The sequence below is a fragment of the Halobacillus sp. SY10 genome, assembly GCF_045401165.1.
GTDB classification, from domain to species: Bacteria; Bacillota; Bacilli; order Bacillales; family Halobacillaceae; genus Halobacillus; species Halobacillus aidingensis.
Window position 1 is genome coordinate 1 of the sequence record NZ_CP174345.1, and the last position, 20,500, is coordinate 20,500.

Consider the following 20,500-nt stretch of genomic DNA (forward strand, 5'->3'; position numbering starts at 1 on the left):
TTGGAGAACATCAATGAATTATGGAACAATACGCTCGAGCAGATTAAAGAAAAAATCAGCAAACCGAGCTTTGAAACATGGCTGAAAGCAACCAAAGCAGATTCTTTGAATGAAAATACGCTGACGATCGTTGCTCCGAATGAATTCGCCAGAGATTGGCTTGAAAATCAATATGAGAGCTTGATTACGGAAACTTTATATGAAGTGACAGGGGCGAAACTTGATACAAAGTTCATTATTCCGGAATCTAAAGACGACTCACTAGAAGATGTGAAACTATCGTCTAAAAAAGTACCGAATGTAAAAAACAATGGAAACGAAGAATCACCACAAAGCATGCTGAATTCCAAATATACATTCGATACCTTTGTTATCGGTTCAGGCAACCGTTTTGCTCATGCTGCTTCTTTAGCTGTGGCAGAAGCACCAGCCAAAGCCTATAACCCATTGTTTATCTATGGTGGCGTAGGGCTTGGTAAAACGCACCTGATGCATGCGATCGGACACTATGTACTCGATCATAATCCGAATGCCAAAGTGGTGTATCTATCATCGGAAAAGTTTACGAACGAATTCATTAATTCCATTAGAGACAACAAGGCCGTCAATTTCCGAAATAAATACCGTAGTGTCGACGTGCTTTTAATAGATGATATACAGTTCCTTGCAGGAAAAGAACAAACACAGGAAGAGTTCTTCCATACGTTCAATACACTTCATGAAGAAAGCAAGCAGATTGTCATTTCCAGTGACCGTCCGCCAAAAGAAATTCCGACACTGGAAGACCGTCTGCGTTCACGATTTGAATGGGGACTGATCACGGACATCACACCGCCTGATTTAGAAACAAGAATCGCGATCCTTCGTAAAAAGGCAAAAGCGGAAGGACTGGATATCCCGAACGAAGTGATGCTTTATATCGCCAATCAAATCGATACAAACATCCGCGAACTTGAAGGTGCGCTGATCCGTGTCGTTGCCTATTCTTCTTTAATTAATAGTGATATCAACGCATCACTTGCGGCAGAAGCTTTGAAAGATATCATTCCTAGCTCAAAACCTAAGGTCATTACAATTGAAGCCATTCAGGAAATGGTCGGTGAAAAATATAATGTGAGACTGGAAGATTTCCCAGCGAAGAAACGGACAAAATCCGTCGCCTTTCCACGACAGATTGCCATGTATCTATCCAGGGAACTGACAGATTTCTCATTGCCGAAGATTGGGGAAGAGTTTGGAGGACGCGATCATACAACGGTCATTCATGCTCACGAAAAAATTTCAAAAATGGTTGCCGATGATCAACAGCTGCAAAAAGAATTGGATGAAATCAGAGAACAGTTAAAATCTCACTAGTGGATAATGTGAATAGTGATTGCACGTTCGTCAACACCCTATCCACATGTGGATAACCTTATGAAATAAACGTTTAACCTTGTTATCCACATTTCCACAGCCCATACTAGTACTATTACTACATTTTATATAAAAATAATTAATATATGCTCAAGTAGGAGGAGTGTATTCAAAATGAAATTCGTTATCCAAAGGGATCAATTGATCAATAGTGTCCAAAACGTCATGAAAGCCATCTCTTCCAGAACCACGATTCCAATTCTTACAGGAATGAAACTCGAAGCGAGTGAAGAAGGAATCAAATTAACAGGTAGTGATTCAGATATCTCTATTGAATCTTTCATTCCTAGTGAAGAAGACGGTATTGTTTATGTAGAAAATATTGAACCGGGAAGCATCGTTCTTCAGGCCAAGTATTTCCCTGATATTGTCCGTAAGCTTCCTCAAAATACTGTAGAAATAGAAAGTGACCATACTCGTAATGTCACGATACGTTCTGGAAATGCAGAATTTCATTTGAATGGCCAAGATCCAGAAGAATACCCACAACTTCCGCAACTTCATACAGAAGATAGTTTTGAACTGCCGATTGACCTTTTAAAAAATTTAATCCGCCAGACCGTTTTTGCGGTATCGACTTCTGAAACAAGACCGATCCTGACGGGTGTTCATGTAAAACTTGATGACGGAAGACTGGAATTCATTGCGACCGACAGCCATAGGTTAGCTTCACGTAAAATTCCTTTGGAACAACCAGAAGGAAAATCTTTACCGGCTGTAGTCATTCCTGGTAAAAGTTTGACGGAATTAAACAAAATTCTTGATGATTCCGAAGATACGATTGAAGTCAGTGTGACAGAAAATCAAGTCTTATTCCGTACGAAACACCTGTACTTCCTTTCCCGCTTGCTTGAGGGCAATTATCCGGAAACTTCTCGTCTGATTCCTGAACAAAGCAAAACGATCGTCAAAATTGACACGAAGGAATTGCTGCAATCAGTAGATCGCGCATCTCTTCTCGCGAAAGAGAATCGCAACAATGTTGTTCGTTTGATTACAAAAGAAGACAATCATCTTGAAATCACAGGGAATTCCCCGGAAGTAGGGAATGTTGTCGAAGAAGTGATGGCGACTGATGTCGATGGAGAAGATCTGAAAATATCTTTCAGTGCCAAATACATGATGGATGCACTGAAAGCGGTCGATTATGACCAGGTGAAAGTCGAATTTACAGGAGCGATGCGCCCATTCTTGATTCGCCCTGTCGATGACGACCAGATTTTACAGTTAATTCTTCCAGTCAGAACTTATTAAATCTCCGAAAAAGGTAAAGGTAAAAAGGTGCTTTATGTTTTGCATAGAGCACCTTTTCTTATTGGTCAGATTTTTATGTATCATCCTTTGGAATTTCAAGGAAGCGATGACTTTGTTAATAACTGTTCGTTTTTACAGCACTAGATACTTAGGTACCTAAGTTTATTGGTGAGGACAAAGAAAAATGAAAATGAGCGAATGATGGAAGAATGGGGCAATAAGAAGGTTGAAATGTCACTAAACAAGAGATGAAAGAGGCATACAGACCTGTTTCGTTGTCTCACACTTTCCTTACACATCTATCTTTAGTAAAATGAAAGATAGGTGAATTCATGAAATAGGGTGAAATGATATGAACGAAGAGATCGGTATTAGTACAGAATATATTCCATTAGGGAAGTTTTTGAAATTAGCCAATATTGTCGAATCTGGTGGAATGGTGAAAGTTTTCTTGTCGGAATTTGAAGTTTACGTAAACGGAGAACCTGACAATCGTCGTGGCCGCAAACTGTATGTGGGCGATACAGTAGAAGTTGAAGAATTCGGCAGCTTCACTGTCGTCAAAGAAGCTTAGGTCAGGCGTTCCTCTATGTATATCCATGAGTTATCATTACGTTCTTTCAGGAACTATGATGAGCTCTCATTGACGTTCGACCATAAGATCAATGTCATCATTGGTGAAAATGCCCAGGGAAAAACCAATCTGATGGAAGCGATCTATGTACTCGCTTTTACTAGGTCCCATCGTACGCCCAGAGATAAAGAACTGATACAGTGGGATGCAGAGTATGGTAAAATAAAAGGGAGTATCTTTAAACGGAATCGTCGCTTTCCTCTTGAAATCATCGTTTCTAAAAAGGGGAAAAAAGCGAAATTGAATCATATTGAGCAAAAGCGTCTGAGCGACTACATCGGCGCTTTGAACGTGGTGATGTTTGCACCTGAGGATCTCAATCTTGTGAAGGGGAGCCCTCAGGTGCGTCGTCGGTTTATTGACATGGAAATCGGCCAAATACAACCCACATACATTTATCATTTAGGTCAATATCAGAAGATTCTCAGACAACGAAATCATCTGTTGAAAGATTTGCAGCGAAAGCCGGGAGCGGACCGGACGATGCTCGGTGTTTTGACAGAGCAGCTGATTGAACATGCAACGACGATTGTCGAACGCCGTTTCAAATTTCTGCAGCTCCTTAGGTCATGGGCGACACCGATCCACGAAGGAATCAGTCGGCAGTTGGAGAAGCTGGAAATTGCTTATGATGCGAGTGTGCGAGTATCAGAGGATATGAATTTGGAAACAATAAAAGATACATTCTCTGAAAAGTTTGCAGAAATTGAATCAAAAGAAGTGGAACGCGGGACGACGTTGGCAGGACCACACAGGGATGATCTGGTTTTTTACGTGAACGGAAAAGACGTCCAAACGTATGGATCACAGGGCCAGCAGCGGACGACGGCATTGTCTTTGAAACTCGCTGAAATTGAACTGATTCATAGTGAAGTAGGCGAATACCCCATTTTGCTTCTTGATGACGTACTTAGTGAACTGGATGACTTTAGACAATCGCATTTGCTTCATACGATTCAAGGAAAAGTCCAGACGTTCGTTTCTACAACGAGTATCGACGGAATTGAACACGAAGCACTGGAACAAGCGGAGATTTTCCGTGTGAAAGAAGGAACGATAGACGTAGAGAAATGAGGTGGCGAATTGTTCATTCATATCGGGGATGATCACGTCATCCAGTCGAAGGATGTCGTGGCGATCATTGATCATAGTTTGATTTCATCTTCTTCTATCATCGAAGAAATGATTCATAACCAACGTAAGGAAAAGCAGGTCATTGAAACGGAAGACCACCAGGCGAAAGCGATTGTAATTACGAATGATGTCATCTATTTCAGCCCACTATCTGTCTATACATTGAAGAAGCGGGCGAACATGATGACAACACTGAATAAACTGGAAGATTTCTCGGAAGAGTCCGATTTTTAATATACCGATAGATGAGAGACGTAAGGGATTAGAGATAAACCACTTGAGAAATGTAGGTGAGTACCATGAAGGAAGATATTATCGAAGAGCAGCAGGCATATGATGAGAGTCAAATACAGGTACTGGAAGGATTAGAAGCGGTAAGAAAACGTCCAGGAATGTATATTGGTTCTACGAACGAAAAAGGCCTTCACCACCTCGTATGGGAAATCGTCGATAACAGTATCGATGAAGCGATGGCCGGTTTTTGCGATCATATTCAAGTCGCGATCGAAAAAGACAACAGCATTACCGTTACCGATAACGGCCGTGGTATTCCTGTCGGGATCCAGGAGAAAACGGGACGTCCCGCTGTTGAAGTCATTCTAACCGTTCTTCACGCCGGAGGTAAGTTCGGCGGGGGCGGATATAAGGTATCCGGAGGGCTCCATGGTGTAGGGGCATCCGTCGTAAACGCCTTATCTACGAAACTAGAAGTGTTCGTCCACCGTGATGGAAACATTCATTACCAGGCTTATCACCGTGGTGTTCCAGAAGAAGACTTGAAGGTGATCGGAGAAACTGATCAGACAGGAACACGCATCCAATTCAAACCAGACCCTGAAATTTTCTCAGAGACAGAGGAATATAAGTTTGAGATTCTTGCTAATCGTTTGCGTGAGCTCGCTTTTCTAAACAAGGGTCTTACCATCACGATTGAAGATAAACGTACGGATGAAGAGCCTGTGAATTACTATTTCGAAGGCGGAATCCTTTCCTATGTCGAACACATGAACCGCACGCGCGAAACCCTGCATGATGCCTTCTTCATCGAGGATGAACAAGATGAGATTTCTATTGAAATCGCCATGCAGTACAACGATGGATTCGCGAGTAATATTTATTCCTATGCTAACAACATCCATACGTACGAAGGCGGAACGCACGAATCCGGTTTCAAGACCGGTTTGACACGTGTGATCAACGACTATGCACGTAAAAACAACATGTTCAAGGAGACGGATCCGAATTTGACAGGAGACGATGTCAGGGAAGGTTTGACAGCGATCATCTCAATCAAACATCCGGACCCGCAGTTCGAAGGGCAGACAAAGACGAAACTCGGCAACAGTGAAGCACGTACCGTTACGGACTCTCTGTTCTCGGAACGTTTCACAAAGTTCCTTTTTGAAAATCCGAACATGGCTAAAACGATTGTTGAAAAAGGATTGATGGCTTCAAGAGCAAGAATGGCCGCGAAGAAAGCACGTGAACTGACGCGCCGTAAAAATGCACTTGAGGTTTCCAACCTGCCAGGTAAATTAGCGGACTGTTCTTCCAAAGATGCCAACATCTCTGAACTTTACATTGTTGAGGGTGACTCTGCCGGAGGATCTGCTAAGCAGGGACGGGATCGTCATTTCCAGGCGATTCTGCCATTGCGCGGTAAAATCATCAACGTTGAAAAAGCACGCTTGGATAAAATCCTTTCCAACAACGAAGTCCGTGCCATCATTACAGCCCTTGGTACAGGAATCGGTGAAGAGTTCGATATTTCAAAGGCACGTTATCATAAGATCGTCATCATGACCGATGCCGACGTCGATGGTGCACACATTCGTACTTTACTATTGACGTTCTTCTATCGTTATATGCGTCCATTGATTGAACATGGCTATATCTATATCGCTCAGCCGCCGCTTTATAAAATCCAGCAAGGAAAAGCGATTTATTACACGTACAGTGATAAGCAGCTGGATGCGAAGCTTGCAGAGCTGTCCAAATCACCGAAACCTGGCGTTCAGCGCTACAAGGGTCTTGGAGAGATGAACCCGGAACAGCTTTGGGAAACGACGATGGACCCTGAAACGAGAACGATGCTTCAGGTCAGCTTAGAGGATGCGATGGGGGCGGATGAAACCTTCGATATTCTTATGGGAGACAAAGTCGAACCGCGTCGTAACTTTATTCAAGAGAACGCCCAATATGTACAAAACCTTGATGTTTAATATAAAACGAATGTCATGAAAGAGTGGGAAGGGAGACGAACATATCCTTTCCCCTTTTAGGTAACTAGGAGGTAAAAGAATGGTGGATCAACCCGAACGTCCGCGCGTACAGGAAGTAAACATCAGTCACGAAATGCGCACCTCATTCCTGGATTATGCGATGAGTGTCATCGTAGCCCGTGCCCTTCCTGATGTCAGAGACGGCCTGAAACCTGTACACAGAAGGATATTATATGCGATGCATGACCTTGGTATGCATTCGGACAAAGCTTACAAAAAATCGGCACGTATTGTCGGAGAAGTCATCGGTAAGTATCACCCTCACGGAGACTCTGCTGTCTATGACACGATGGTGCGTATGGCACAGGACTTCAACTACCGATACATGCTCGTCGATGGACACGGAAACTTCGGTTCTGTGGACGGAGATGCCGCAGCCGCCATGCGTTATACGGAAGCACGGATGTCCAAAATTTCTATGGAGATTCTGCGCGACATCAACAAAGATACGATCGATTATAACGATAACTACGATGGAACAGAGCGGGAGCCTGCAGTGCTTCCAGCCAAATTCCCGAACTTGCTCGTCAATGGCGGTTCAGGAATTGCGGTCGGAATGGCGACGAACATCCCTCCGCATCAGCTTGGTGAGGTTATTGATGCAGTACTCGCTCTTAGTAAGGACCCGGAGATTACCATCCAGGAACTGATGGAAAACCATATCTATGGTCCGGATTTCCCGACAGCTGGTAAAATTCTCGGCTTAAGTGGAATTCGCAAAGCCTATGAAACAGGGAAAGGCTCGATCACAGTCCGTGCGGATGTAGAAATTGAGGAACAAGCCAACGGCAAAGGCCGTTTAATCGTGCACGAGCTTCCTTATCAGGTGAACAAGGCCCGTCTCGTTGAAAAAATCGCTGATCTTGCCCGCGATAAGAAAATCGATGGCATCACAGATCTCCGCGATGAATCGGACCGTAATGGTATGCGTATCGTTATTGAGTTACGCCGGGATGTTAATCCGAACGTCCTTCTCAACAACCTTTACAAAATGACGGCCCTGCAATCAACGTTCGGCATCAATATGCTCGCACTCGTCAATGGGCACCCGAAAGTGCTCAACTTAAAACAGTGCCTCGAGCACTATTTGGAACACCAGAAAGTCGTCATTCGCCGCCGTACGGAATACGAACTTAGAAAAGCAGAAGCGCGCGCTCACATCCTTGCTGGTCTGCGTATTGCCCTTGACCACCTGGATGAAGTGATTTCACTTATTCGTGAATCGCAAACGACTGAAATCGCACGTACCGGTTTGATGGAGCGTTTCGGTCTTTCTGAAAAGCAGGCACAAGCGATTCTTGATATGCGTCTGCAGCGACTGACCGGTTTAGAGCGTGAAAAAATAGAGGATGAATATCAAGAAGTCATGAAATTGATTCAAGAATTGAAAGCGATCCTTGCTGACGATGAAAAAGTTCTTGAAATCATCCGTGAAGAACTGCTTGATGTGAAGGAGCGCTATAATGATAAGCGCCGTACAGAAATCGTTCTTGGCGGAACAGACTTCATCGAGGATGAGGACTTGATCCCTGAAGAAACGGTCATCGTCACGGTCACTCACCAGGGCTATGTCAAACGTCTTCCAGCATCCACTTACCGTTCACAGCGAAGAGGTGGACGAGGCGTGCAGGGCATGGGCACACACGAAGAAGACTTCGTCGAACACCTATTGTCTACGTCGACTCATAATACCCTGCTTTTCTTCTCAAACAAAGGGAAAGTATATAAAGCTAAAGGTTATGAAGTACCAGAATTCAGCCGAACGGCTAAAGGAATTCCAATCATCAACATGTTGAACGTTGAACGTGATGAGTGGATCAATGCTGTGATTTCCGTTGAAGATTTCGTTGATGACTGGTACCTCGTCTTTACAACGAAGAACGGAATCACGAAGCGGACAACGCTCTCCCAATTCGCGAATATCCGAAAAGGCGGTCTGATCGCTCTCGGACTGCGTGAAGATGATGAGCTGATCTCGGTCCGACTGACAGATGGAACGAAAGATATCATGATCGGCACGCAGAACGGTTACTTGATTCGTTTCAATGAAGATCAAATCCGTGCGATGGGACGTACAGCCGCAGGTGTCAAAGGGATTTCCCTTCGTGAAGACGACAAAGTCGTATCCATGGAAATCCTCGACGATTCCCTGCAAGTGCTCACCGTTACAAGCAAAGGCTACGGAAAACGCACACCAGCTGACGAGTACCGGATTACCAACCGTGGTGGTAAAGGAATCATTACGTGTAATCTGACAGATAAGAATGGTAAAGTCGTCGCTACGAAAGCCGTCAATGGCGAAGAGGATATCATGATTATCACTGCCAGTGGTGTCTTAATCCGTATGCCGATGGAAAGTATTTCTGAAACAGGACGGAACACACAGGGTGTACGCTTGATTCGTCTTGGAGAAGGTGAAGAAGTCGCTACCGTTGCTCGTGTCGAGTCTGAAAAAGAGGAAGAAGAACTTGTGGAAGAAGCGCTGGAAAAAGAAGCTGAATCTCAAGATGAGATTTCTGAAGAAAGTGCAGAAACATCAGACGAACCAACAGAAGAAGAGTCAGATGAATCATAAGTAAGCAAACTTCCATGATCCGTCGCCTGTCGATTTATTTCGGCAGGTGACTTTTTTTATAGGGCGGAGGAACAGATTCATACTTATCCATTAAATTTTTCAATATTTGCTATTTTGTTGAAATATTCATGGTAATATAGAACTATAAATATCATTTGAGATTCAAGAGATCTTTACATAAAAGAAACTAGTGGAAGGTGGTTCGTTGCCATGAGGGTAGCTACATCACAATTGGAACCGGGCTGTCTCTTGACGAAAGACGTCATGGGTCGGACGAATCGACCGATCGTGCCTAAAAATACGACCATTCAGCCCGTCCATATTGATGTACTGAAGAAATTTAAAATTGATATTGTTGAAGTTTCCAATCGTCGGTCGGACGGTTCGCTTTTCATAGCTTCCAAGCCGACAGACCAAGAAGAAGATCTACATCAGGAGATGCGTTCTGAGGAACCTGATCTTCCTTTCTTCGAATCCTACCTAGCTGCTGTGCAGGAGTATAAAAAATGGTTCATTTCATGGCAAGGTGGATCGCCTTTAAACATCAGTGCGATCCGCAAAGTGATGGTTCCCCTCCTTGAGAGAGCTGTCGATTCTGCAGGGCGGGAAGTTTTCTCGCTCCATCATTATACCTCCAGTAAAGATTACATCTATCATCACAGTGTAGCGATGGGGCTGTTATCTAGTTATGTGGCGTCGAAAATGGGCTACAATTACGGTGAATGGATTCAAGTCGGTTTAGCCGGGCTTCTTGCTGATAGCGGGATGGCGAAAGTCAGTGAACGAATTACGTGGAAAGAGGCCCCTTTAACAGAGAGGGAGTATGAGATGGTGAAAAACCATCCGACCTACAGTTACCGAAACGTAGAAAAAATATCTACGTTGAGTAACCACGCAAAGGTCGCTATTTTACAGCATCATGAACGATTGGATGGGACAGGTTATCCATTAGGAGTCAGTCAGAATAAAATCCATCCGTTCAGCCAGATTATCGCTGTCTGTGATATGTACCACGCCATGACGTCTGAGAGGATGTACCGGAGGAAACAGTCGCCTTATAAAGTGCTCGAAGAAATCCTCCAGGAGCAGTTCGGCCGCTATGATCATAAAGTGATCAGCGCTTTAGTTAAAGAAATGACCAATTATTCTACGGGGACCCAAATCCGCTTGTCTGATCATCGCGAAGCAGAAGTGATTTTCGTTGAAAAAACCAACCCGACAAGACCGCTTGTGCGAATCATTGAAGATGGACAGATTCTCCCGTTGAAAGAGCAGCTGGACCTTCATATTGAAGAAGTATATGAATAAAAAGAGACCAGTTTGCGTCATGAAATGGATGCAAACTGGTCTTTGAGCCAGGAAGCGAAAATTTTCGGGATACGTTCCGCAGCTGAATTTAAAAAATGTACAATGAATACATAATCCTCACGATCTTTCATCTGCTCCATCTCTCCCCACCATTCCCCTTCATAACGCACTAGCATACTCAAGTTATAAAGGACAGCAAAATACGCCAACAGCTCAGGCCATTCTTCTTCAATGGTGATAGGACTCGGGTTCTTCAGTTGAAACAGCTCTTCCATTCCAGGGAGGGGACGGAGCAATTCATCCATGGATATCTTGGTTTTTTCTGAAGAAAATTGAAACAAATGCTCAGCTGCGTGCGGGAATAACCCGTGCGGCTGAATACGGATATCGTCTTCTAAAAAACGGTAATGCTGTTTTTTTCTTTTACGTGTCGACAGCCCATGGGCGAGAACCTTTGCGGTGGCAGGATATCCAGGATCAACCGTCAACAGGCAGCTTTTGATGAAATGGTTCATTCCATAATAAAAAAGAAGAGGCTTTACACTCAAGGGTGTATGTAAAGCGGTCGACCAATAATCTTGACCGAGGCTGAGACCGTGAATGAACCGTTCTGCATTATTGTAAGCATGATGTTCGGCTCTTGAATGATTGATCTTTTCATAACAAGCAAACAAAAAAGGTCTTGTATGTGCGGTCACTTGAAGATAAGTGAGAATCGGATCCGTGGAGTGCAAAGAAAGTTCCTCCTTTCTAACATAAAAGGAATTCTCCCCCATTTTTTTATGGTTGAAAAAGCCCGACCATTGTCGTATTGTAAATAACAATAAGAAATGGTGTTACGAGAATATACCACTTATTTTACCCACTTTCACCCAAACTATTTTAAGAAGAAAAGGAGAGGTCAAGCATGCGTGAAGACAAGTTTACAAAAGAAGGTTTAACGTTTGACGATGTACTACTTTTGCCTGCTAAGTCCGATGTTTTGCCCCGTGATGTTTCGCTGGCAACAGAATTATCTCCGACATTACGTCTGAATATGCCGATCATCAGTGCCGGAATGGATACGGTGACGGAAGCTAAAATGGCGATCGGTATGGCACGTCAAGGAGGACTTGGCGTCATTCATAAGAATATGTCGATTGAAGAGCAAGCAGAACATGTCGACCGAGTGAAACGCTCCGAAAGCGGCGTCATTACGAACCCGTTCTTTCTGACTCCGGAACACCAAGTATTTGATGCTGAACATTTAATGGGGAAATTCCGTATTTCCGGTGTGCCGATCGTTAATACTGTGGAAGAACAGAAACTTGTCGGAATCATCACCAACCGTGACCTCCGTTTCATCGAAGATTATTCGATTAAAATAAGTGACGTCATGACCCGTGAGAACCTTGTCACAGCACCTGTAGGAACGACACTGGATGAAGCAGAAAAAATCTTGCAGCAATATAAGATTGAAAAGCTACCGATGGTAGATAACAATGGGATCCTCAAAGGATTGATCACCATCAAAGATATAGAGAAAGTGATCGAATTCCCATTATCAGCAAAAGATGAACAAGGTCGTCTCCTCTGTGCGGCAGCTGTCGGTGTCACGGCAGATGCGATGACGCGTATTGATAAATTAGTGGAAGCAGGGGTCGATGCTCTTGTCGTCGATACCGCCCATGGTCACTCTCAGGGTGTGATTGATCAGGTGAAGCGGATCCGTGACCGTCATCCAAAAGTGAATATCATTGCAGGAAACGTAGGGACAGCAGAAGCGACACGCGAATTGATCGAAGCAGGGGCGGACGTTGTAAAAGTAGGTATTGGACCAGGATCGATTTGTACGACCCGTGTCGTTGCAGGTGTCGGTGTTCCTCAAATCACTGCCGTCTATGACTGTGCGAAGGAAGCGGAGAAATACAATAAGCCGGTCATTGCCGACGGAGGAATCAAATATTCAGGTGACATCGTGAAAGCTCTTGCTGCAGGTGGACATGCCGTTATGCTCGGAAGTTTACTAGCCGGTGTTTCAGAAAGCCCTGGCGAAACGGAAATCTTCCAAGGCCGCCGGTTCAAAGTCTACCGGGGGATGGGATCTGTCGGTGCCATGGAATCCGGATCCAAAGATCGTTACTTCCAAAATGACCAAGAAGCGAAGAAACTTGTGCCTGAAGGGATTGAAGGACGCATGCCATATAAAGGACCATTGGCAGACTCCATCCATCAGCTTCTCGGAGGTATCCGCTCGGGTATGGGGTATTGTGGAACACCAACCATCAGTGCTTTACGTACAGACGCACAATTCACAAGAATTACAGGGGCTGGTTTAAGAGAGAGCCATCCACATGATGTTCAAATTACAAAAGAAGCGCCAAACTACTCCGTTTGACCCGTATAAAAAGTGATAGACAGGGACTTTTCCCTGTCTATTCTTTTATATAAGCATGTGATAAAATAACAAAGATGCATATTTTAAGGGTGGAGGTTGAGAAAGTGACACAAAGAATAAAAACATCTATGGCCTTGATGGTGGCATTGCTTATGGGGTTCTTTGCTGTGTCCATGAATCCTGGACATACATACGCAAGCGTAGATGTTGGCGCAGAATCGGCAATACTCGTGGACGCGGAAACAGGGAAGATTTTATTTGAAAAAGAGGCAGATTTGACATTACCTCCTGCCAGTATGACGAAGATGATGACTGAATATCTTGTCATGGAAGCGATTGAGGAAGGTCAAATCAGCTGGGATACGACAACACAAATTAGTCAATACGCTTTTGATATATCGGCGAATCCTGAATTTTCAGGAGTTGGCCTGAGATTGGATGAAGAATATACGGTACGTGAACTTTATGAAGCAATGGCAATTAATTCAGATAATGCAACAACTATTGCGCTTACGGAATTGATTGCTGGCAGTGAAGCTGAATTTGTTCAAATGATGAACGAAAAGGGAGCGGAAATGGGTCTTCCTGATTACGATTTCGTAAACTCTACTGGATTGAATAACTCTCATTTAGGAGACAACTATCCTGAAGGAACAGATCCGGATGCAACAAACATGCTTTCTGCAAAATCTGCAGCGCTTCTCGCTTACCATTTGACGAACGACTATCCGGAAGCGCTTGAAATCTCAAGCAAACCGACACTTGAATTTGCTGGAGAAACCGTGACGAACTGGAACTGGATGCTTCCAGGCATGCCGGGTCAGAACTTGAAGCAGTTCGAGTACGAAGGTATGGACGGATTGAAAACAGGATACACAGAACTTGCTCAAAACACATTTACAGGGACGGCAGAACGAGACGGACAACGCTTCATTTCAGTCGTCATGAAATCCGAATCCAGGGCCTCCCGTTTCGACCAAACAGAGAAGCTGCTGGACTACGGTTTCAATCAATTCTCACGACAGGAACTTTTCGCAGCAGGAGCCACTCCTGAAGAAAAGTCGACGCTTCCTGTCGCAAAAGGAAAAGAAGAGGAAGTAGCGATTGAAACGAGTGCAGCCTTAAGCACACTGTTGAAAAGCGGAGAAGAAGATCAATATGAGATTCAGTTCAACATTTCTGAGGATCAGTTGGATGACGAAGGTAACCTTGTCGCGCCTGTAGAAAAAGGCCAGAAAGTCGGGACAGCGAAACTTGTATACAACGGGGAAGAAGACTATGGAAATATCCTTTCTGAAGGTGGACAAACCGTCGAGATCGTCACTTCTTCCAGCGTGGAAAAAGCAAACTGGTTCATGCTTACCCTCGGTGCCATCGGTGAATTTTTCAGTGATATCTTCACAGGCGCGGTCGATATGGTTAAAGGCTGGTTTTAGGTGAAAAAATCCCTATATAACCAGTGGGATTTAATATAGTAATGCGTTACAATAGAGGATAAGAATCTATGATTCGAAATAAAATGCTTAAACTATAGAGCTGTTAGGGAGGAATCAACATGGCACAAACAGGTACGGATCGCGTAAAACGCGGCATGGCAGAAATGCAAAAAGGTGGCGTCATCATGGACGTCGTAAACGCAGAACAAGCAAAAATCGCTGAAGAAGCAGGAGCAGTAGCCGTAATGGCTCTTGAACGAGTTCCAGCAGACATCCGCGCAGCAGGCGGGGTCGCTCGTATGGCTGATCCTACGATCGTTGAAGAAGTGATGAATGCCGTTTCTATTCCAGTTATGGCAAAAGCTCGTATCGGGCATATTACAGAAGCACGCGTCCTTGAAGCGATGGGCGTTGACTATATCGATGAGAGTGAAGTTCTTACTCCAGCTGATGAAATCTATCACATCAAAAAAGATGAGTACACAGTTCCATTCGTATGTGGCTGCCGTAACCTTGGTGAAGCGACACGCCGCATCCGTGAAGGTGCATCCATGCTTCGTACGAAGGGCGAACCAGGAACAGGAAACATTGTAGAGGCTGTCAGCCATATGCGTCAGGTTCAGTCTCAAATCCGTCATTTGCGCGGACTTTCCGAAGATGAAGTGATGGTCTATGCAAAAGATAATGGCGCTCCATTCGATCTATTGATGGAGATCCGTGAAGAAGGACGTCTGCCTGTCGTCAACTTTGCTGCCGGTGGTATTGCAACTCCTGCTGATGCATCCTTGATGATGCAGCTTGGAGCAGACGGAGTATTCGTTGGATCTGGTATTTTCAAATCCAACAATCCTGAAAAGTTTGCACGTGCAATTGTTGAAGCAACGACTCACTATGACGATTACAAGTTGATTGGTGAATTGTCCAAAGGTCTTGGAACAGCCATGAAAGGGATGGAAATGTCCACCCTTACTCCTGAACAGCGTATGCAGGATCGCAGCCAGTAAATAAAGGAGAATGCAGCATGACTACAATCGGTGTATTAGGCCTTCAAGGCGCTTTCCGTGAGCATGTGCGTTCTGTCGAAGCGACAGGTGCCAAAGCCGTCGTCGTCAAAAGAACAGAACAGCTGAAAGAGATCGATGGCTTGATTATCCCTGGTGGAGAAAGTACGACCATCCGCAGACTGATCGATAAGTACGAGTTTCTAGAGCCAATCCGACAATTCGGAAAAAGCGGCAACCCGATTTTCGGTACGTGTGCGGGGCTCATCTTACTCGCTTCAGAAATCGATGGTTCTTATGACGTCCATCTAGGGGTCATGGATATCAAAGTCCGTCGTAATGCTTTCGGGCGTCAGCGAGAAAGTTTTGAAGCCGATCTGGATATCGAAGGTGTGGCAGAAGGATTCAATGCCGTATTCATCCGTGCTCCTTACATTGAAGGGGTAGGAGAAAATACGAAAGTGTTGGCACGCTACGACGGTCATATCGTAGCCGCTCAAGAAGGTCACTATTTAGCCTGTTCCTTCCATCCGGAATTGACAGACGACCATCGTTTAACGGACCATTTTGTGAAAATGGTAGAAGAAGCTAAAAAAACACTTGCATTATAATTCTGAATCCGCTAATCTTATGTAACACAAACCATAATTGAACGCGATGACAGGAAATAGTAACATGTCCCTTCTTCTCAAAGAGAGTCAGTGGCTGGTGTGAACTGACGGAGAAGCCATGTGAATCCATCCTCGAGTGTCTGACTGAATGAAGTAGGTCAGACCGGTACTCACCGTTATGAGTGAAGCCGGAAGGTCATATGTACCTTCAACTTGGGTGGTATCGCGGGAAGCATAAACCAAAGCTCTCGTCCCTTATTTAGGGACGGGAGCTTTTTGTTTAGCTTCAAATCAATTGAAATGAGTATATAAAGGAGGAAGTAAACATGTTGGACATGAAATACTTACGCCAGAACTTTGATGAAGTAAAAGGAAAACTGCAAAACCGGGGAGAAGACCTTTCTGACTTGGATGCCTTCGGCGATTTGGATAGCAAGCGCCGTGAGCTGATTCAGGAAACGGAAGAATTGAAAGCAAAGCGTAATGAAGTTTCCAAGGAAATCTCCCAGCTGAAAAAAGCGAAGGAAGACGCGGATGATAAAATTAAAGAAATGCGTGAAGTCGGCGATCGCATAAAAACGCTTGATACAGAGCTGAAAGAAGTAGAAGAGAAACTCGAAACACTTCTATTATCTATCCCGAACATCCCTCACGAAAGTGTACCTGTCGGTGGGGATGAAGAAGACAATATCGAAGCACGAAAAGACGGAGAGATTCCGACATTTGGTTTCGAAGCTAAACCTCACTGGGATGTAGCGACAGATTTAGGCATCCTTGATTTCGAAAGAGCGTCCAAGGTTACTGGAAGCCGCTTCGTTTTCTACAAAGGACTAGGTGCTCGTTTAGAGCGTGCGTTACTTAATTTCATGATGGACCTGCATGCAGATGAACACGGCTATCAGGAAATGCTGCCACCACAAATGGTTAACCGCACAGCGATGACAGGAACAGGTCAATTACCGAAATTCGAAGAAGACGCTTTTAAAATTGAAGACTGGGATTATTTCCTTGTACCAACAGCTGAGGTACCTGTAACGAACTTCCACAGAGAAGAAATTCTATCTGTTGAAGACCTTCCACAAAAGTTCGTAGCCTTCAGCACGAATTTCCGTTCTGAAGCAGGGTCTGCCGGTCGTGATACAAGAGGATTGATCCGTCAGCACCAATTCAATAAAGTCGAGCTTGTCCAGCTGGCAAAGCCGGAAGAGTCTTATGATGTTCTGGAAGAACTGACCGGACATGCAGAAAAAGTCCTTCAGCTGTTGAAACTTCCTTATCGTGTGATGAGCATGTGCACTGGAGATCTAGGATTTACAGCAGCGAAGAAATACGACATTGAAGTGTGGATCCCGAGCCAGGAGACCTACCGTGAAATCAGCTCTTGCTCTAATTTCGAAGATTTCCAGGCGCGCCGTGCAGGCATCCGCTTCCGTAGAGAAGAAAAAGGAAAGCCTGAATTTGTACACACGTTGAATGGTTCTGGCCTGGCCATCGGTCGTACCGTTGCAGCCATTCTTGAAAATTACCAGCAGGAAGACGGGACGGTCATCGTACCAGAAGTTCTTCGTCCATACATGGGCGGAAAAGAAGTCATCAAGTAACTAAAACAAATAGAGAAAAAAGGAAGAACGTCTGGATCCTATTGATGATTCCAGACGTTTTTTTTGATTTCGTTTTTTGGAGACAAAGCTTTAGGGTCGCTCTTGACTCTGTTGAAGGGAATTTGTATAATTACGAGGTGACATTTTTTCGTGATTGTTCGACAACAACTTCTTTTTAAAAAAATTAAAGGATTTTGTTGACGGATTCGGACAACCATGATATTATATTCATTGTCGGTCACACGGAGGAGTACCCAAGTCCGGCTGAAGGGAGCGGTCTTGAAAACCGCCAGGGGGTTTACGCCCCGCGGGGGTTCGAATCCCTCCTCCTCCGCCATATTATTATCAACAATAGCGCATAAATATTGGAGATTTTATAGAACAGAAATCGTTACTTCGTGTAACGATTTTTTATTTTGTTTTCTTTACTTTCGTAGAATGAAAACAAAGAAAAGCCCTCACGCGACAGGATCGGTGAGGGCTATTTTTTATACTTTTTTTAGGAATCCAATAATACCTCTCCTTTATTGGGATAGGTCTTTTCAATATGCTGCTCCCCCCAGGCACACAGCATGTCTAATGCCCCTTTTAATGTCCATCCGTATTCCGTCAATTCATACTCCACTTTAGGTGGTACTTGGTTATAGACGATTCGCTTAATGACTCCATCCCTTTCCAATTCTCTCAGCTGCTGGGTCAACATTTTCTGTGTAATTCCTGGCATTAACCGTTTCAGTTCACTTGTCCGTCGTTTATTTTCGATCAAATGACAAAGGATGACGACCTTCCACTTGCCCCCGATCACTTCAAGTGCGGCTTCAACCGGAATATTATATTTGGGCATGAGATTTACCTCCTCTGGATCCTCTAAGTTTCTTTTTAGCATGTATATCCGTTGATTCACTATACACGAAAGATAGTTAAGTTAAAAAGATTTCGCACGAACAGCTTTCCTCAATGCCTATTTTATACAATAGTTACTCCCAGGTGCCTATAGCACATAGAAGTGCGTACTTCTCAAGTATTCGATTCGCCCTCATAATAAGATTTGTCATCCAGAGGCGCCCTGGAGATATAGATTTCAGTATTCATTCTTATCTATTTTTGTTAGGAGGAAAATGATGAGTTCACACGTAGAAAATACCCAGGAAATATCTCTTGACCATAAATCAAAAAGTTTTCCGTTTGCTTTATTAGCTCTTGCCATTAGTGCGTTCGGAATAGGAACGACAGAATTCGTACCCGTAGGTTTGTTATCAACGATGGCTGATGACCTTTCAATATCCATTACGCTTGCGGGTCTATTAATATCCGGTTATGCGGTCGGTGTTGCTGTGGGAGCACCTGTTTTGACGGCTCTCACAAATAAGATGAGTCGGAAAAGTTTATTGTTGGCTCTAATGGTTGTTTTCATTCTTGGTAATTTGGTGGCTTCCGTTTCGACAAGTTTTACGCTGCTGTTAATAGCGAGGATCATCACCGCTTTTTCTCACGGAATTTTCTTTTCGATCGGTTCGACCATTGCTGCAAGTTTAGTCCCTGAACATAAACGGGCAAGTGCCATTGCCTTTATGTTTACGGGATTGACGGTTGCAACAGTGACCGGTGTGCCTCTAGGAACTTTCATTGGACAAACCTTTGGTTGGAGGGCGACATTTGCAGGTGTAGCCCTGCTCGGCGTGATCGGCATCATCGCAAGTGCTTTGCTTGTCCCGAAAAACCTGGAAGAAGCACCACCGGCAAGTTTTCGTGATCAATTAAAAATTTTAACAGAAAGAAGAATTCTGCTATCCTTCGCCATTACAGGACTAGGATATGGCGGGACGTTTGTGGCATTCACGTATCTTGCTCCTTTACTAGAAGAAGTGACAGGTTTCAATCCGAAATATGTCAGTGTCATCCTGCTCATTTATGGAGTTGCGGTGGCGATCGGAAATACGATTGGCGGGAAAGTTTCCAATAAAAGGCCGATCAAAGCGCTGTTTTGGATGTTTGTGTTGCAGGCAATCGTATTGCTCCTTTTGGCCTTCGTTATTCCATTTAAAGTGTTGAGTTTGGTTGTATTGTTTTTTATGGGATTATTTGCTTTCATGAACGTACCTGCTTTGCAGATTTTGGTCGTTCAATTAGCTGAGAAATATGTTCCATCTGCGGTCAATGTAGCTTCCGCTTTGAATATCGCCGCATTCAATGTGGGAATCGCTATTGGATCTACTGTTGGTGGTGTGATCGTTGATACGATTGGTCTTGTTCACACACCATGGATCGGTGTAGTGATGGTGGGTGGCGCTGTTATCTTAACAAAGCTGCTGAATACGATGGAAAGATAATCTCCGAGAAGGACTCCTTTTTCAAAGGGGTCCTTTTCTCTTGTTATAATAGTATGGGAGAGAAAGGAGGGATGGCATGGGTTATGTCGAGGACTTACGTGCAATCATCGGTCATCGGCCCATTATATTAGTTGGATCTGTTGTGATGATCCTTGATGAAGAGGGACGTATATTGCTGCAGGAACGAACATCTCCTGAAGGTGTATGGGGATTGCCGGGGGGTTTGATGGAGCTTGGAGAAAGCACCGAACAAGTCGCGAAGCGTGAAGCTTTCGAAGAGACTGGATTAGAAATCGAGGACTTACAATTATTGAATGTTTACTCTGGAGAGGATCAGTTCAGTCGAGCTCCGAATGGAGATGAGTTTTACGTGGTGACAACGGCTTATTTCACCAGTCATTTTAGTGGGGACTATGTTTTTGATCCCGAAGAAACTGTGCAGGTGAAGTTTTTCGAGTTTCATGATTTACCTGAGAAAATGATTGGCAGTCACCGGATGATGATAGAGGATTATATACAAAAAACTCCTGACGCCAGCTAA

Annotated in this window: 17 protein-coding genes, 1 tRNA gene and 1 other annotated feature; of the genes, 16 read left to right on the forward strand and 2 right to left on the reverse strand. The window is 44.2% G+C overall.

Annotation, left to right across the window (positions count from 1 at the left end; genetic code table 11):
• From dnaA to ACJA3J_RS00040, 8 genes are all read left to right on the forward strand, one after another.
• Positions 1 to 1,356 carry a chromosomal replication initiator protein DnaA gene (dnaA, locus tag ACJA3J_RS00005; protein ID WP_089650740.1) on the forward strand — a complete coding sequence of 452 codons (1,356 nt, stop codon included), beginning with the start codon at positions 1 to 3 and terminating at the stop codon, positions 1,354 to 1,356.
• A 174-nt stretch (positions 1,357 to 1,530) separates the two neighbouring features.
• Positions 1,531 to 2,670 carry a DNA polymerase III subunit beta gene (gene dnaN / locus ACJA3J_RS00010; RefSeq protein ID WP_089650741.1) on the forward strand — a complete coding sequence of 380 codons (1,140 nt, stop codon included), beginning with the start codon at positions 1,531 to 1,533 and terminating at the stop codon, positions 2,668 to 2,670.
• A gap of 352 nt (positions 2,671 to 3,022) precedes the next feature.
• Entirely contained in the window at positions 3,023 to 3,244 is a 222-nt protein-coding gene (yaaA, locus tag ACJA3J_RS00015; protein WP_089650742.1) for a S4 domain-containing protein YaaA, read from the forward strand.
• A gap of 15 nt (positions 3,245 to 3,259) precedes the next feature.
• Positions 3,260 to 4,378 carry a DNA replication/repair protein RecF gene (gene recF / locus ACJA3J_RS00020; RefSeq protein WP_115822970.1) on the forward strand — a complete coding sequence of 373 codons (1,119 nt, stop codon included), beginning with the start codon at positions 3,260 to 3,262 and terminating at the stop codon, positions 4,376 to 4,378.
• A gap of 9 nt (positions 4,379 to 4,387) precedes the next feature.
• Positions 4,388 to 4,672 carry an extracellular matrix regulator RemB gene (remB, locus tag ACJA3J_RS00025; protein ID WP_089650744.1) on the forward strand — a complete coding sequence of 95 codons (285 nt, stop codon included), beginning with the start codon at positions 4,388 to 4,390 and terminating at the stop codon, positions 4,670 to 4,672.
• Between the two features lie 65 nt (positions 4,673 to 4,737).
• On the forward strand, positions 4,738 to 6,660 hold the full coding sequence (gene gyrB / locus ACJA3J_RS00030) for a DNA topoisomerase (ATP-hydrolyzing) subunit B (protein WP_089650745.1): 1,923 nt from the start codon (positions 4,738 to 4,740) through the stop codon (positions 6,658 to 6,660).
• 79 nt (positions 6,661 to 6,739) lie between these two features.
• Positions 6,740 to 9,295 carry a DNA gyrase subunit A gene (gene gyrA, locus ACJA3J_RS00035; protein ID WP_089650746.1) on the forward strand — a complete coding sequence of 852 codons (2,556 nt, stop codon included), beginning with the start codon at positions 6,740 to 6,742 and terminating at the stop codon, positions 9,293 to 9,295.
• Between the two features lie 210 nt (positions 9,296 to 9,505).
• Complete coding sequence (locus ACJA3J_RS00040) at positions 9,506 to 10,603, forward strand: HD-GYP domain-containing protein (RefSeq protein WP_406945238.1); 1,098 nt, start codon at positions 9,506 to 9,508, stop codon at positions 10,601 to 10,603.
• Between the two features lie 17 nt (positions 10,604 to 10,620).
• On the opposite strand, the gene ACJA3J_RS00045 is transcribed toward ACJA3J_RS00040, so the two are convergent.
• The gene (locus ACJA3J_RS00045) at positions 10,621 to 11,337 is read right to left on the reverse strand and encodes a YaaC family protein (RefSeq protein ID WP_089650748.1); all 717 of its coding nucleotides are present in this window, start codon (positions 11,335 to 11,337) and stop codon (positions 10,621 to 10,623) included.
• A 173-nt stretch (positions 11,338 to 11,510) separates the two neighbouring features.
• Here ACJA3J_RS00045 and guaB point away from each other — a divergent pair, with 173 nt between their 5' ends.
• The 6 genes from guaB (at position 11,511) to ACJA3J_RS00075 (ending at position 17,966) form a co-directional block, all read left to right on the forward strand.
• The gene (gene guaB, locus ACJA3J_RS00050; protein ID WP_089650749.1) at positions 11,511 to 12,980 is read left to right on the forward strand and encodes an IMP dehydrogenase; all 1,470 of its coding nucleotides are present in this window, start codon (positions 11,511 to 11,513) and stop codon (positions 12,978 to 12,980) included.
• Between the two features lie 104 nt (positions 12,981 to 13,084).
• A complete protein-coding gene (locus ACJA3J_RS00055) occupies positions 13,085 to 14,416 on the forward strand; it encodes a serine hydrolase (RefSeq protein WP_374189702.1) in 1,332 nt (443 codons plus the stop codon).
• Between the two features lie 119 nt (positions 14,417 to 14,535).
• Positions 14,536 to 15,420 carry a pyridoxal 5'-phosphate synthase lyase subunit PdxS gene (pdxS, locus tag ACJA3J_RS00060; RefSeq protein ID WP_089650750.1) on the forward strand — a complete coding sequence of 295 codons (885 nt, stop codon included), beginning with the start codon at positions 14,536 to 14,538 and terminating at the stop codon, positions 15,418 to 15,420.
• A 17-nt stretch (positions 15,421 to 15,437) separates the two neighbouring features.
• On the forward strand, positions 15,438 to 16,028 hold the full coding sequence (gene pdxT / locus ACJA3J_RS00065) for a pyridoxal 5'-phosphate synthase glutaminase subunit PdxT (RefSeq protein ID WP_089650751.1): 591 nt from the start codon (positions 15,438 to 15,440) through the stop codon (positions 16,026 to 16,028).
• Positions 16,029 to 16,065: 37 nt separating this feature from the next.
• Positions 16,066 to 16,287, forward strand: a binding site (T-box leader).
• A gap of 67 nt (positions 16,288 to 16,354) precedes the next feature.
• Positions 16,355 to 17,629 (forward strand): serine--tRNA ligase, encoded by a 1,275-nt coding sequence (gene serS / locus ACJA3J_RS00070; protein WP_089650752.1) that lies wholly within the window; start codon positions 16,355 to 16,357, stop codon positions 17,627 to 17,629.
• A 244-nt stretch (positions 17,630 to 17,873) separates the two neighbouring features.
• Positions 17,874 to 17,966, forward strand: a tRNA-Ser gene (locus tag ACJA3J_RS00075).
• Positions 17,967 to 18,128: 162 nt separating this feature from the next.
• On the opposite strand, the gene ACJA3J_RS00080 is transcribed toward ACJA3J_RS00075, so the two are convergent.
• Positions 18,129 to 18,473, reverse strand: a complete 345-nt coding sequence (locus ACJA3J_RS00080; RefSeq protein ID WP_089650753.1) for a helix-turn-helix domain-containing protein — start codon at positions 18,471 to 18,473, stop codon at positions 18,129 to 18,131.
• A 277-nt stretch (positions 18,474 to 18,750) separates the two neighbouring features.
• Between ACJA3J_RS00080 and ACJA3J_RS00085 the strand changes: the two genes are divergently transcribed.
• Together ACJA3J_RS00085 and ACJA3J_RS00090 are read left to right on the forward strand one after the other, a co-directional pair.
• Positions 18,751 to 19,959, forward strand: coding sequence for an MFS transporter (locus ACJA3J_RS00085; RefSeq protein ID WP_406945239.1), 1,209 nt, complete (start codon positions 18,751 to 18,753; stop codon positions 19,957 to 19,959).
• A 76-nt stretch (positions 19,960 to 20,035) separates the two neighbouring features.
• Positions 20,036 to 20,500 (forward strand): NUDIX hydrolase, encoded by a 465-nt coding sequence (locus ACJA3J_RS00090; RefSeq protein ID WP_089650755.1) that lies wholly within the window; start codon positions 20,036 to 20,038, stop codon positions 20,498 to 20,500.